This window comes from Nitrospirota bacterium (assembly GCA_016219645.1).
Taxonomy (GTDB): domain Bacteria; phylum Nitrospirota; class Nitrospiria; order Nitrospirales; family Nitrospiraceae; genus Palsa-1315.
Window position 1 is genome coordinate 109,896 of the sequence record JACRLR010000016.1, and the last position, 14,092, is coordinate 123,987.

Below are 14,092 nucleotides of genomic sequence, written 5' to 3' on the forward strand. Positions count from 1 at the left end.
ACCAGATAGACGAGACAGACCGAACAGACCAGAAAGACCCAAACACTGTGTTGAATGAAAGGAGACAGTCATGATCGACATCGCTGCGCTTACCAATTCGACTGTGACAACTTCCCCGCCGGCGACTGGGCCGAAAGAGCTTGGCCAGGACGAGTTCTTGAAACTCCTCGTCACCCAGCTCAAGTATCAGGACCCGCTCAAACCTCTTGAAAACCAGGATTTCATCGCGCAGACGGCGCAGTTCAGTCAACTGAATCAAATGACCGACCTTGTCAGGTTGATGAAGCGGAGCGTGGAACTACAAGAATCCACCCTTGCGTCGAGTCAGAAGCCAAGCGTGCAACAGGCGTAGTAGGATGCTGAAAAAGTCCGCCAGCAGGGGGGGAGTGGCCAGGTGCCCTTCTTGCTCGCAGAACGCGCACGATAAAACTGTGCTCGTTCGATGCGCGCAGTAAAGGGCAGCCTTGGCCGCTCTCCCTAAGAGAGGTAGAGAGAATTGTAGGGACCATGCTGGGCGGTCTTATAGTCGAGTCGGCTGTTAGAACATCATAATAAAAAAGGAGATGGATCATGGGAATTTTGACCTCGCTTTTTTCGGCTGTCAGCGGACTCGATTCATACGGCAACGCCATGTCCGTGATCGGAAACAATATTGCGAATGTCGGGACCGTAGGGTTCAAGTCGAGCCGGGCGTCGTTCGCCGATTTAGTCTCGGCTTCGCTTGGTGGTGGGTCGAGCGCCAACCAGGTCGGATTGGGTGTTTTTTTGAACGATGTGCAGACGAGTTTTACCCAGGGCTCCCTCTCGAACACGGGGAATTCGTTGGACCTTGCGATCGATGGGGGCGGATTTTTTCAGTTGCGGGATAACACGGGGGTTACGACGTATTCTCGCGCAGGACAATTTGAAGTGAACAATCTCGGAGAGATTGTGGACCCGAGCGGTCGTTTGTTGCAGGGCTATCAAGCGTCAACGACGGGGGTCATTTTGGGAACAGTCGGAAATATCACCCTGTCCACCGCCACGGTTCCGCCGCAAGCGACCAGCGCCGCAGCGGTGGAGGCCAATCTCAATGCAGCCTCTACCGTTCCGGTGACTGCATTCGACGCCGCCGATCCCACGACATACAACTTCTCAAACGGCCTGACTGTCTATGACACACTCGGCGCCCAGCACCAGCTACGGATGTATTATGTAAAAGACGCGACGGCCAACACGTGGAACCTGCATTCTCAAATCGATGGTGGTGCCACAACGGCACAAACCGATTTGGTGTTTGATTCGAGCGGTGTGCTGACAGGAGGCGGTGCGCAGACATTTTCATTGCCGATTGCCGGCGGGGCGGCCACGCCACTGACGGTTGCCATGGATTTCTCAGGCATGACGCAATTTGGGGCTGCATCAAATTTGACTAACCAAACTCAAGATGGGTTCAGCTCCGGGTCGTTTCAAGGGTTCTCGATCGATTCGGCAGGGCAAGTCGTGGCGCAGTTCAGCAATGGTCAAACGAGCACCCTTGCCCAGGTCGTGTTGAGCCGGTTCACAAATCCAGACGGACTGGCACGTTCCGGTGAGAACGGGTTTACCGAAACGATGGAGTCCGGCGCGCCACTGGCCGGGGCTCCAATGAACAATGGGTTAGGGCGGCTCATTTCCCAGACCATTGAGCAGTCCAATGTGGATCTCGGCAAAGAATTTGTCGATATGATTATCACACAGCGCGCATTTCAAGCGAACTCCCGAGTCATTACCACAAGCGATGAGATGCTTCAGGAGCTCGTGAATCTCAAGCGGTAGCAGAATGCTGAAAAAGTCCGCCAGCGGCTCGATCGAACCCGTGAAGCGTCGTTCGTTTCCGGATTTGGACGTTTCACGTTTCACGAACGACGAGAACGGCCTTTTTGAGCATCTGCAATAGTTTTTTCACAGACTCCTAGTCGCGTCAGTCTCGGAGGGTCGGGACGCCGTCTCTCGGCGTTCCGATCGCCGATTCTTTTCTTCTCCCACACCGCCGTCCGGCGTCAGTTTTTTGACATTGTCAAGCCTCTGGCAGAGGCGCGCATCGTTTTCCCCGCTGCAGCCCATCATATTCATACGCCAATTGCACGGTTGCGGCTGATGCGTCAGTTGCATCAACCTTTTTGCCGATGGCATAGCCATTGCAAAACTCCCATTCGTTCTCATTGTTCAAGTAGCAGGTTATGAAAATACGATGTTTGTCCTGATGGGGTTCGGCGAATGAGACGCACGTAATGATTACCGATGAGCCCCCAGGATGCTCAAAAAGGCCGTCAGCGAGGCGCCATTGTATGAAGCAGGCTTAGGTCGAGGTTAAGGTTAAGCGTCGAACAGGTTCTTGTTTACTCAACCTTAGCCTCAACCTTGACTTTTGATAACGCTGGCGGCCTTTTTCAGCATCCAGTTTTCAGCATTCTGTTAGAGGAGGAGTCTATGGCAGAGCCAGAAAGCGCGCTACCACCAGCGTCAAAGTCAGTTGCAGCGGGAATTCCGGTGAAAATGGTCATTATCATCGTCGCCGGGACGCTCGCGCTTGGTATTGGAGGAGCATTCGTGATGTTTAAACTCATGGGGGGGGAATCTGGGGGGGAAGGCCAGAAAGCCGAGGCGACGGTTGCGAAGGCGGCGGGGTCCGGTGAAACGCAAACGAAGCATGGTGGCGGCAAAACCAGCAGCCCCGGCGCGATTTACGAGGTAGAGCCGTTTATCGTGAACCTGGCCGATACGCCGGAGGTGCGCTATCTGAAACTGACGGTAAAGTTGGAACTCGATAATCAGGACGCCTCGGCCGAACTCGCCAGCCGTGTCCCACAGGTACGCGACACGATTCTTGTCCTACTCACGAGCAAGGATGCGGCATCGATCCGCACTCCCCAGGGTAAGTTCCAATTGCGCGATGAGATTACTCAACGCGTCAACAGTCTGCTTCCCAAGCCAGGTGTGCGGGCAGCCTACTTCACAGATTTTGTCGTGCAATAACCGGAAGCCCCTCGCCACGATGGAAAAAATACTTTCACAAGACGAAATCGATGCGCTGTTGAAGGGAGTCGCCTCCGGGGAAGTTGAGACCCAGGCAGGCGACGAGGACCAATCAGCCGGCGGGGTCAAATCGTACGATCTCTTCAATCAAGAACGCATCATTCGCGGACGCATGCCGACGCTCGAGTTGGTGACGGACCGTTTTACGAGGCATCAGTCTTTGTCGTGGAGCCTTCTGCTGAACACGAAGGTAGAGTTCAATATTATCGGGACGCAGATCATGAAGTTCGGCGCGTTCCTGAATACCATTCCGATTCCCTCCTCGCTGAATGTGTTTCGAATGGAACCGCTTCGGGGGAACGGTCTATTCGTCTTGAATGCGTTCCTGGTCTACCTCGTCGTGGACTTTTTCTACGGAGGTAAGGCGCAAACGCATGTCAAGCCTGAAGGCCGGGACTTTACGCCAATTCAGTTACGGATCATCAAGAAGCTGGTGCAATCGGCGTTTGAGGACATGGAGAAAGCCTGGCGCGCGGTGCTCACTGTCAAGATCGATCTGGCCCGTTCTGAAGTCAATCCGCAGTTCGCCATGGTGGTGTCTTCATCCGAAATCGTATTCGTTACCACCCTCCAGGTGCAATTCGGCGAAACCACCAGCGACTTCTTCCTTGTGTACCCCTATTCGATGCTCGAACCCATTAAAGAGAAACTCTATTCGGGCATTGTCTCGGATCAGGTCGAGCAGGATGACAGCTGGGCCAACAGATTTCATGAAAAACTGCAGGAATGTCCCGTCGCCGTGTCCGTTCGGCTTGGAACCGTCTCGGTCAAGGTGCGGGATGTATTGGATTTCGCTCCGGGGGATCTGATCCTGTTGGATCAGCGCCCCGGCGATCCGCTCGATTGTTTTGTCGAAGGGTTCTTGAAATTTCAAGGGAGCCCCGGCGTGTCGAAAGGGAACCACGCCTGCCGCATTGAAAAGGTGATCGCGTAAACGATGTATAGGTCTGAGGAGAACCGTCCATGGCTGACAATGAAGTAGCAACCTCCGGAACGAGTACGCCCACCGCCGCGACTGCTTCCTCTCCTCCACCGTCTCCTGCGTCATTTCCCTCGCTCGACGGGGGAGGGGCAGTCCCTGCGCCAAAGAACATAGACTTTATCCTCGATATCCCGATGCAAGTAACCGTACAGGTCGGGTCGACCAAGATGGTGATTCGAGAGTTACTGCAGCTTGGACAGGGGTCGGTGATCGAGCTCGAAAAGCTCGCGGGAGAGCCGATGGAAGTGCTCGTCAACAACAAGCTGGTGGCGAGGGGCGAAGTCGTCGTCGTGAATGAAAAATTCGGCATTCGCCTCACCGACGTGATCAGCGCGGCAGAGCGGGTGCAGCAGCTCGCATAAGGGTTTGTTTGGTTCATTTGGTTCGTTTTGTTTATTTGGTCCAACCAAATAAACGAGACAAACCAAACAAACTAAATAAACAAGACCGGAGGAACGTGATCGATTTCTGGGACAGTTTTATACGAATGGTGTCGGCGCTGGCCCTTGTGCTCGCACTCATAGGAGGGCTCGTGTTTTTGATTCGCAGGTTTGCCGGAACCAGGCTGGGCGCACCTGTGTCGGCACAGGTCATCCAGGTGCTCGCCAGCGGGTACATCGGTCCACGCAAGACGATTTCTCTCGTGTCGGTCGCGGGGGAATTCTTCGCTGTCGGCATGACCCAGACAGAGATGGTGTCTCTCGGTCATATCACAGACCGGGAACGGGTCCAGCAGTTTCTCTCCGGTGCGACATCTGGTCGGCCGGTCGTACCCGGCAGATCGGCACCATACGATGGAGCCCAGGGCCCCCCGCGCGACAGGACGACAGAGACCGGGGGTGGCCATGCCGACTGATGCCCGCACCTGCCCATCGGTGACCTCTCCTGCGAAACGGCACCAGGGCTCTCGAACGTGCCTTCTGCTTGCCGCCCTATTCTGCCTGTTTCTCGGCATGACACAGGATGCCATCGGGGGGGCCAATCCTTCTGTCACGATTGATCTCGGCCAGACAGGCCCCAAGCAGACTGCCGTCGTCTTCCAAATTCTTGCACTGTTGACGGTGCTCTCTCTGGCACCGGCATTCTTCATCATGGTGACGTCTTTCACGAGAGTCGTCATCGTCCTGTCCTTTCTGCGTCAGGCGATCGGGACGCAGGCGGTTCCGCCCAATCAGATCATCATCAGCCTGGCCTTGTTCATCACGGTCTTTGTGATGGCTCCAGTGGGGGAGGCCGTCTATAGCCAGGCTATGCAGCCTCTGCTCGCGGAACAGATCTCCTACGAGGAAGCCTGGGCAAAAGGTATCAAGCCGATTCGGGCCTTTATGCTGAAGCAGGTGCGCGACAAAGATCTCGATCTCTTTATCGACCTCAGCAAGCTGCCCAAGCCTGAGACGGTCGATCAGGTGCCCATCCATGTGGTGATCCCCGCCTATATCTTGAGCGAATTACGCGTCGCCTTTCAGATCGGCTTTCTCATCTATATACCGTTCTTGATTGTCGACATGGTCGTGGCCAGCATTTTGATGTCCATGGGCATGATGTTGTTGCCTCCGGCCATGATTTCCCTCCCATTCAAACTCATTCTCTTTGTGTTGGCCGATGGGTGGAATTTGGTCGTCGGGTCGCTGGTGAAAAGCTTTCAATGACCGAGATTGGAAAGGGTAGAGCGAGATGACGCCAGAGATGGTTTCAGAATTAGGCCGCCAAGCCATCGAAACCACGCTGATCGTCGCAACGCCCATCCTGGGGCTCACGCTGGTCGTGGGGCTTGCAGTCAGTGTGTTCCAGGCCATGACGCAATTGAATGAATCGACGCTCACGTTCGTGCCGAAAGTGGTGGCCGTGTTCGTCGCATGTATCTTCTTTTTGCCCTGGATGTTGAGCGTGCTCACATCGTTTATGACGCAGGTGTTTCTGAACATCCCCCTTTATGGGCAGTGACGCGGCGCCCAGGGGATCGACCATGAGAGCAGCATGAATATGGCGCCCGCACTTCATCTTGTCCTGCCGGAATTCCAGTCGTTTCTGGTGTTGGTGTCCCGTATCGGGGGCATTGTCGCGGCATTTCCGATGCTGGGTGGGCGGACGGTTCCGCACCAGATCAAGATCGCGCTTGTCGTGATGTTGGGGATTGCGCTCTCACCGCTCATTCGGCTTCCCCAACTGTCGCAGGACGCCTTCGAAATGACGGCGGGGCTGGCGAGCGAACTACTCATCGGCCTGATGATCGGGCTGGCCGTCCGATTGGTGTTCGGGGCGCTGGAGGTCGCCGGCGATCTGATCGGAGTCCAGATGGGATTCGGCGCAGTACAGCTGTTGGATCCCATGACGGCCCAACACTCGTCGGTGATCAGCGAATACTTTCGAATCATCGCCATGCTGGTCTTCCTTTCCCTGAATGCGCACATGGTTGTCGTGGCTGCGATCGTGTCGAGCTACGAGACGATCCCCCCGTTCGGCGCGAGGCTATCTCCGGATGTCGGCGAGGAAGTGCTCCAGCTGTCCCAGCATATGTTCGTGGTCGCCCTGCAACTGGCGGCGCCGGTACTCGTCGTGATCATCCTCATCAATATCTTGCTGGCCATGTTGGGGCGCGCCGTCGTGCAGATCAACGTCTTTGTATTGAGCTTCCCCATCACGATCTTGGGAGGCCTGCTGGTGTTAGGGCTGGCGTTGCCCTATACCGTCTCGCTGTTTGAACGGGAGTTTATCGGACTGCACGACACGATCGAGAGGCTCATGAGGATTCTTGGACATGGCTGAAGGCGCCAACGATAAGACAGAACCGGCGAGTGAGAAACGAAAAGCCGATGCCCGGCGGAAGGGCAACGTCGCAGTGAGCCGCGATGTGACGACCGCGGCCCTCCTGCTCGCCGCCATCGGGCTCATGGCGCTATTCGCCGGTCCTGGTCTGCATCGGCTGACCGATGTGACCCGTTTGGGTCTCGCCATGTCGTTCGACCCTGTCGTTCAGGCCAGTCTGACGATCGAACAGATTCACGGGCTGGTCATGCAGTACGGTCTCACTAGCCTGCTGCTCATGCTGCCGTTTCTCGCAGCGCTAGCGCTCGTAGGCAGCGGCGCCATCCTCGCTCAGACAGGATTCCTGTGGAAAGAGTCTCTTCCATTCGACATCGGCCGGTTGAACCCGATCAAGGGATTCGGCCGCCTCTTTACGCTCCGGTCTGTCGCTGAGCTGATCAAGGCCTTGATGGTCATCGCGATTATCGGAGGCATCGGCGCGTTCGTCATCGGGCGGGACCTGCGGCGCCTTCCGGAACTCGTGCACTATGACATGTGGGGGCTCCTCACGGTCATGGGATGGTTGACGTTCAAATTGGCGATCATGATCGCGGGGGCGATCGCCGTCGTTGCAGGGTTGGACTTTGTCTATCAGCGGTACGAGTGGGAGCGTTCCCTTCGGATGACCCGCCAAGAGGTGAAAGAAGAACATCGGGACGCGGAAGGCGATCCGATGATCAAAAGCCGGGTGCGGACCGTTCAGCGGGACATGATGAGGAAACGCATGATGGCAGCCGTGCCGATGGCGGATGTCGTCGTGACGAATCCCACACACCTGGCCGTCGCGCTGAAGTATGACCAGACGAATATGTCCGCCCCGATCGTCATCGCAAAGGGCGCCGGTCACCTCGCAGAACGGATTCGCGCAGTGGCGAGACAGCATGGGGTTGTGGTCGTCGAGAATAAATTCGTGGCCCGAACGCTCTATAAGCTCGTCGAGATCGGTCGGGAAATTCCCGTCGATCTCTACCGTGCCGTGGCTGAGATTCTTGCGTTCGTGTTCCGCGCGCGTGGGCTCACATCTGAACGGGCCATCCGATAAGGGACAAGGAGATCATGGCGTCCGAAACCAAAACGTTGTCCCCATCGGCATTCATCAAGCATCCCGATATTCTGGTGTCGCTGGGCGTGGTGGGCGTCATTATGCTGATGATCCTGCCGTTGCCGCGGTTTGTCCTGGACCTTCTGCTGGCCTTCAACATTACGGTGTCGGTCATTATCCTGCTCGTCGGATTGCAAGTCAGGCGCCCCATCGAGTTTTCCGCCTTTCCCTCCATTCTGCTCATCGTGACGTTGTTCCGGTTGTCTCTCAATATTGCATCGACGCGCTTGATCCTGCTGCACGGGAACGAAGGGGCAGCCGCAGCGGGCGAGGTCATTCGGGCATTCGGCAATTTCGTCGTGGGCGGGAACTACACGGTCGGCCTCGTCGTGTTCGCCATTCTGGTGGTCATTAATTTCGTCGTCGTGACGAAAGGCGCGGGGCGGGTTGCGGAAGTGGCTGCGCGATTCACATTGGACGCGATGCCCGGCAAGCAGATGAGCATCGATGCCGATTTGAATGCCGGACTGATCAACGAGACGGAAGCGCGGCGGCGGCGGAGGGAGATCTCGGAAGAAGCCGATTTCTACGGCTCCATGGACGGCGCGAGCAAGTTTGTCCGGGGAGACGCCATCGCGGCGATCATCATCGTGCTGGTCAACATCGTCGGTGGACTCACGATCGGAGTTCTGCAGCAGGGCATGAGCCCCGGATTGGCCGCGCAAACCTATACGCTCTTGACGGTCGGAGAAGGACTAGTCGCGCAGATTCCCGCATTGTTCATCTCGACTGCTGCCGGCATTGTGGTGACTCGGGCCGCGGCGGATGCCGATCTGGGAAACCAGATCACCGGGCAGATGTTGCTGTCACCCAAAGCTGTCGGCACGGCTGCCGGGATTCTGCTGGCTCTCGGAGTCGTTCCCGGCTTGCCCCATCTGGCGTTTCTCGGGTTGGGGGCTGGCGCAGCCTGGTTAGCCTATCGCTTGTCGCAGGAGGCCAAGTCCTCCTCCGAGCCGGCGCCTGCAACCGATGCGCCGCAGGCTGAAAACACCACGCCCCAACTGGCTCCGCTTGATTTGATGGAAGTCCAGGTGGGGTATGGACTCATCGGGTTAGTGGAAGGCAAACATGGAACCGCGTTGCTGGAGCGGATCAAGGGACTCAGAAAACAGTTTGCGGATACGATGGGATTTCTCCTGCCGCCCATTCATATTCGGGACAATCTTCAGCTGCGCCCTAACGAGTATGCGGTCATGCTCAAAGGTGTGGAACTCACGAAGGCCGATGTGTTGCCGTCGCACGTGCTGGCTATCGATCCGGGAACAGCCCAACGAGGCCTCATACAGGGTGTGCCGACAAAGGAGCCGGCGTTCGGGTTGCCGGCACTGTGGGTACCGGAGGCTACGCGCGAACAAGCGCAACTGGCCGGCTATACCGTCGTGGATGCCAGTTCGGCTATCGCCACGCATCTCTCGGAAATTATTAAGCGTCATGGGCATGAATTGTTGGGCCGGCAGGAGGTGCAATCGCTGCTCGATGAACTGGCGAAGGCCCATCCCAAATTGGTGGAAGAATTGATTCCCACCCTGTTGCCGCTTGGAACGGTCGTCCGTGTCCTGGGCAATCTGCTGCACGAAGGTATCCCGATCCGCGACCTTCGTTCGATTATCGAAGCGCTGGCCGATCACGCCGGCACCACCAAAGATCCTGAACTATTGACGGAGATGGCACGGCAGGCCCTGGGACGGACGATTACGCGTCAGTATCAGGCTCCAGACGGCACGTTACCCGTGATCACGCTCGATCCGCGGCTCGATCGGTCCTTGAGCGAGCAGGCTGCGGCGATTCCTCAAGGGGGTATGCTGAACTTGGATCCCGGCCTCTCTCACACACTGTTGGCGGTGATGAAACAGACCGTGGAACGTGTCGCTGCCCGTGGTCATCAGCCTGTCCTGCTCTGCTCGCCGACACTCCGTCGCCATATCCGTCGATTGACCGATCGAATCCTTCATGCCGTTCCGGTAGTCGGATTCAACGAACTCGATTCGATGGTCCGGCTTCAGTCGGTGGATACGATCAGGCTTGATGGAGAGGCGCTTCTACCTTGAGGTGAACGATGAAGATGAAAGTGTTTCAAGCCGAGACCATGCATGATGCGATCCGGGCCATCAAGGACGAGTTGGGACCGGATGCCCTCATCCTCTCCACGAAGCGGGTGCGGCGAGGGAGCCTGCCGTTCTCGATGTTCGGCCGATCGTTTTTGGAGGTGACTGCTGCGACCGATTCGATTGTCGACCAGGTTGTTGCCGATACTCAGACGACTCCTCCTGCCACAGAGGAGGGGCAGCCTTCTGTCGAGAAGCAGCGAGAGCACTCTCCCGCATTTCAGGACCACCTGAGCGCCCTGCTGTACTCGAATAAGCCATCGGAGTCTGGGCCGGCGGACGTCCAGATCCCCTCGCCTCCCGCAAAGCCGGAGCTACGGCCGGCCTCGCAGGGGCGCTTTCGCCAGCTCAAGAATGAACTCCTTGACCTCCAGCAGCGTCTCACCGCTTCGTTGCCCGATGAATCGCAGACGGCAGGATCGAGTTTGCCTGCGCCCTTGGCGCGAGCCTGTCGCCTCCTGGTCGCACAGGGATTGCGTCCTTCAACGGCCGAAAGTCTCTGCCTCTTGCTTCGCCGGCATCTCCCCCAGGAGTCTCTCCAATCGGATCGCGACATTCAGGATGGTTTGCACCGTCTTTGTGAGGAGCAGATCCGGGTCAGTGGCCCCTTGCTGGATACGGCGAACGATTGCAAGGTTGCCATGTTTGTCGGGCCAAGCGGGGTGGGGAAGACTACGGCGATCGTGAAGCTTGCGGCCCACTACCGGCTTCAGGAAAACAAATCGGTCGCCCTGATCACACTCGATACCTGCCGTATGGCCGCCGTCGAACAGCTCCGACTGTATGCAAAAGTTCTGGGTGTTCCCCTGGAAACGGCTCAGACCACGGCTGATGTGGTTGACGGCGTACGCCGTCATCGCCAGGCCAACCTGATCCTGATCGACACCCCCGGGTTTGGTTCTCATGAGACGGCGCAGATCATGAGTCTCGGTCGACTGAAAGACATGTGCGGATCGATCGACACGCACCTGGTCTTGTCCGCCACTACGCGAATGCAGGATCTCCGTCGCATCGTGGCGCAACACGCCGCCTGCGCTCCTTCCCGTCTGCTCTTTACCAAGCTGGACGAGACGGAGGAATACGGCAATCTCTTCGAACTGGTGTACCAGACGACCTTGCCATTGTCCTATTGGAGCAATGGCCAGCGGGTACCGGAAGATTTCGAGCTGGCGGATTCTTCGCGATTGGCAGATCTGTTGCTCGACAAGGACTCAGCCCGATTTATATCCCCAGGCCTCTCGTCATCCAGCGGACAGGACTTGGCTCTGTCCGTGGGCGGAACGACGCCACAACAAGCGCAGTAGGGAGGTTCCGCATGAAGGACAGATTCCACGAAGCGAAGGCCGCGATGCCGCCAACGGTTCAAGAGGGCCTCTGCACCAGGGTCATTACCGTGACCAGCGGGAAGGGCGGGGTGGGGAAAACGAATGTCGTTGCCAACCTTGCGATAGGATTGGCGCGAATCGGAAAGCGCGTGCTGGTGCTGGATGCAGATCTGGGCCTGGGCAATATCGACGTACTGTTGGGATTGGTGCCCCGGTATACGTTAGAGCATGTGCTGAGTGGGTCTCACCACCTGTCCGACATCATCATTGAAGGGCCGGCGGGAATCCGCGTATTGCCGGCAGGCTCCGGCCTGCCGCGCCTCACCTCCTTGACAGACGTACAGCAACTCATCTTACAGACTGAGTTGGAGATGGTAACCGACAAGGCAGACGTGTTGTTGATCGATACGGGAGCCGGCATCTCGCCCAATGTCACGTATTTCGCCTCAGCGGCTCAAGAGACCATCGTCGTCATCTCACCGGAGCCGACGTCGCTGACTGACGCCTATGCGTTGATCAAGGTGTTATGCCGGGAACATCGTGAACGCCGGTTTCACGTGCTGGTCAACATGGTGAAAAGTCGACGTGAAGCGGCTCAGACTTTCCGCAAGCTCGATGTCGCCGCGGAGCGCTTTCTGAACGTCAGTCTTGAGTATCTGGGGTTCATTCCGCTCGATGATTATCTGCCGATGGCCGTCATCGAGCAGAAGGCAGTGACAGAGCGCTTTCCCTGCTCGCCTGCCGCCAGAACCTTTGGGGAGTTGGCAAAAACCGTCGCAGCGTGGCCTGAGCCTCAGTTGCCGAAGAGTACTGTGCAGTTTCTGTGGCAGCAATTGATACCGATGTCCTAGCCGCATCGCGGTCGGGAGTTTTAAGTTCCGCGTTTCTGGTTTCAAGTTTTCGGAGGCTGATCCTGACAGCATGCTACCTGAAACAAGAAACCAGAAACTTTTAATACGAACACAGAAGGCGCACTGATGATGAACAATGTAGCGATGCAAAAAACCCGAGAGACGGGCCCTGCGTCCGATTCGCACCGCGAAACGATCATCCAGGAATTCGCGCATGTCGTGAAGGCAATGGCCTATCGCTTGGCCTATCGCCTCCCGGCATATATGGATGCGGAGGACCTTGTCTCGGTCGGGATTATGGGATTGATGGATGCGATGGATAAGTACGATCCAAACCGGGAAGCGAAGTTCAAGACCTATGCGGAGTTCCGTATCAGAGGCGCCATGTTGGACGAAATTCGCTCCATGGATTGGATCCCTCGGTCGGTGCACGAGCGCGTCTCGTTGTTGCAGCGGACGCATACCAGACTGTTGAACAGGCTGGGCCGCCCTCCGACTGATGAGGAGATCGCGGCAGAGATGAATCTGTCTCCTGCCGAACTGGATGAATTCCTCGTTCGGTCACGGGGAGCCGTCCTGGTCAGCTTGGATGACATCAACCTGCATGAGCCGGACGGGCCGAAAATTCTTGACATGCTTGCGGACACGCATCAATCCGACCCCCTTGCAACCATCCTCAATGATCAGGAGCGCGGGCGGGTTGCCGATGCGATCCAGCAATTGCCTGAAAAGGAACGGCTCGTGCTCACGTTGTATTACTTCGAAGAGTTGACGATGAAGGAGATCGGCGGAATTTTAAAAATTACCGAGTCTCGTGTCTGTCAGATCCATACCAAGGCGATTCTTCACCTCAAGGGGAAGCTCGAAGTGCTGCAATGAGGCGTGAAGCGTATCTCGTGAAGCGTGAAGCGCCAGACGAGATGCGAAAGATGCGTAAAGCGTCTCCGGTGAGTGAAGCCTCTGAGTCCGGAACGAAAAACGTTTCACGCAGCGGAGTGCCGCCCCTGTTCGTTCTACCCCGCTGATGTCCGTTTCTGCTCGTCCCGCGCTCCTCAAGTCTGCTCCGAAATCAACCGAAACACCTGCATGGGTAATTTCCCCGTCATATCTCCTCTTGTGGCGGTCGTAGCTCTCTGTGTCATCGGTCTCCTGTTGCTTGGCGGGCTGTGGCTGAAGGGCCGCTATCCGAGCTTCCGAGTCCAGCGGGAAAGTCCCGCTGGAAAATCCAATGAGCTGTCATCGACCTATGATTACGTGACGGGCTTGCCCACCAGACGATTGTTCGGGACGCTGCTCGAACAGGCTGTAGGCCGCGCAGCTAAAACCGGACGACCCCTTGCGCTGCTTGTCGTAGAGCTGGATCACTTCCGGATGGTGGCGGAGCGTCAAGGCCAGGCGAATGGGAATGTCCTCGTGCGGGTTCAGGCAGCCAGAGTCAAAGGCGTCATACGATCCACGGAAACCGTCGCGCGTTTGGCGCAGGATCAACTCGCGATGATCCTCGACAACCTCGCTTCTCCTGAGGAGGTCACAGCCATTGTCGATAAACTGCAGGCTACTGTGGGGCTTCCCCTCACCCTTGAAGGGCAAGAGCTGTTTCTGACATGCCGCATCGGCGTCGCACTATACCCTCAAGATGCCACGGAGCCGGACGAATTGGTCAAACAGGCTATGCGCGCGCTGAAGTCCGCAAAGTCTGAGGGACAGGCTATTCATTTTGCCTCACCTACCGTTGTTGTATCATCCTCTGACCCAGCGCCAGTGTCTCCTCCTTTCGCAGGCCGCCTTCGGTAGCACGTAACTTTCTTCCCTCTCCGGCAATCTTTTCCTAGCCCGGCATCTTCATTCCCATGCTGCTCTCGATG

15 protein-coding genes are annotated in these 14,092 nt (G+C 57.0%); all 15 read left to right on the top strand.

Annotated features, from left to right (window positions below):
- The first annotated feature begins 70 nt into the window (after nt 1-70).
- The 15 genes from HZB34_04875 to HZB34_04945 all read left to right on the top strand — a co-directional run bounded on the left by HZB34_04875 (nt 71) and on the right by HZB34_04945 (nt 14,021).
- Entirely contained in the window at nt 71-352 is a 282-nt protein-coding gene (locus HZB34_04875; protein MBI5315283.1) for a hypothetical protein, read from the top strand.
- Nucleotides 353-570: 218 nt separating this feature from the next.
- Nucleotides 571-1,797 carry a flagellar hook protein FlgE gene (locus HZB34_04880; protein ID MBI5315284.1) on the top strand — a complete coding sequence of 409 codons (1,227 nt, stop codon included), beginning with the start codon at nt 571-573 and terminating at the stop codon, nt 1,795-1,797.
- Nucleotides 1,798-2,451: 654 nt separating this feature from the next.
- On the top strand, nt 2,452-2,997 hold the full coding sequence (locus HZB34_04885; GenBank protein MBI5315285.1) for a flagellar basal body-associated FliL family protein: 546 nt from the start codon (nt 2,452-2,454) through the stop codon (nt 2,995-2,997).
- 19 nt (nt 2,998-3,016) lie between these two features.
- Nucleotides 3,017-3,991: a flagellar motor switch protein FliM gene (gene fliM, locus HZB34_04890; GenBank protein MBI5315286.1), complete on the top strand. Its 975-nt coding sequence runs from the start codon at nt 3,017-3,019 to the stop codon at nt 3,989-3,991.
- 29 nt (nt 3,992-4,020) lie between these two features.
- The gene (gene fliN, locus HZB34_04895; GenBank protein MBI5315287.1) at nt 4,021-4,401 is read left to right on the top strand and encodes a flagellar motor switch protein FliN; all 381 of its coding nucleotides are present in this window, start codon (nt 4,021-4,023) and stop codon (nt 4,399-4,401) included.
- A 95-nt stretch (nt 4,402-4,496) separates the two neighbouring features.
- Nucleotides 4,497-4,895 (top strand): flagellar biosynthetic protein FliO, encoded by a 399-nt coding sequence (locus tag HZB34_04900; protein ID MBI5315288.1) that lies wholly within the window; start codon nt 4,497-4,499, stop codon nt 4,893-4,895.
- 97 nt (nt 4,896-4,992) lie between these two features.
- Nucleotides 4,993-5,688, top strand: coding sequence for a flagellar type III secretion system pore protein FliP (fliP, locus tag HZB34_04905; GenBank protein MBI5315289.1), 696 nt, complete (start codon nt 4,993-4,995; stop codon nt 5,686-5,688).
- 25 nt (nt 5,689-5,713) lie between these two features.
- The gene (fliQ, locus tag HZB34_04910) at nt 5,714-5,983 is read left to right on the top strand and encodes a flagellar biosynthesis protein FliQ (GenBank protein MBI5315290.1); all 270 of its coding nucleotides are present in this window, start codon (nt 5,714-5,716) and stop codon (nt 5,981-5,983) included.
- 33 nt (nt 5,984-6,016) lie between these two features.
- A complete protein-coding gene (gene fliR, locus HZB34_04915) occupies nt 6,017-6,805 on the top strand; it encodes a flagellar biosynthetic protein FliR (GenBank protein ID MBI5315291.1) in 789 nt (262 codons plus the stop codon).
- The gene (flhB, locus tag HZB34_04920; protein ID MBI5315292.1) at nt 6,798-7,886 is read left to right on the top strand and encodes a flagellar biosynthesis protein FlhB; all 1,089 of its coding nucleotides are present in this window, start codon (nt 6,798-6,800) and stop codon (nt 7,884-7,886) included. Before fliR ends, flhB begins: the two co-directional genes overlap by 8 nt.
- Nucleotides 7,887-7,900: 14 nt before the next feature.
- Nucleotides 7,901-9,994 (top strand): flagellar biosynthesis protein FlhA, encoded by a 2,094-nt coding sequence (gene flhA, locus HZB34_04925; GenBank protein ID MBI5315293.1) that lies wholly within the window; start codon nt 7,901-7,903, stop codon nt 9,992-9,994.
- Nucleotides 9,995-10,002: 8 nt separating this feature from the next.
- On the top strand, nt 10,003-11,355 hold the full coding sequence (flhF, locus tag HZB34_04930) for a flagellar biosynthesis protein FlhF (protein MBI5315294.1): 1,353 nt from the start codon (nt 10,003-10,005) through the stop codon (nt 11,353-11,355).
- A gap of 11 nt (nt 11,356-11,366) precedes the next feature.
- Nucleotides 11,367-12,227 carry a MinD/ParA family protein gene (locus HZB34_04935; GenBank protein ID MBI5315295.1) on the top strand — a complete coding sequence of 287 codons (861 nt, stop codon included), beginning with the start codon at nt 11,367-11,369 and terminating at the stop codon, nt 12,225-12,227.
- Between the two features lie 126 nt (nt 12,228-12,353).
- Nucleotides 12,354-13,106 (top strand): FliA/WhiG family RNA polymerase sigma factor, encoded by a 753-nt coding sequence (locus HZB34_04940; GenBank protein MBI5315296.1) that lies wholly within the window; start codon nt 12,354-12,356, stop codon nt 13,104-13,106.
- A gap of 207 nt (nt 13,107-13,313) precedes the next feature.
- A complete protein-coding gene (locus HZB34_04945; GenBank protein MBI5315297.1) occupies nt 13,314-14,021 on the top strand; it encodes a GGDEF domain-containing protein in 708 nt (235 codons plus the stop codon).
- Nucleotides 14,022-14,092: the final 71 nt, after the last annotated feature.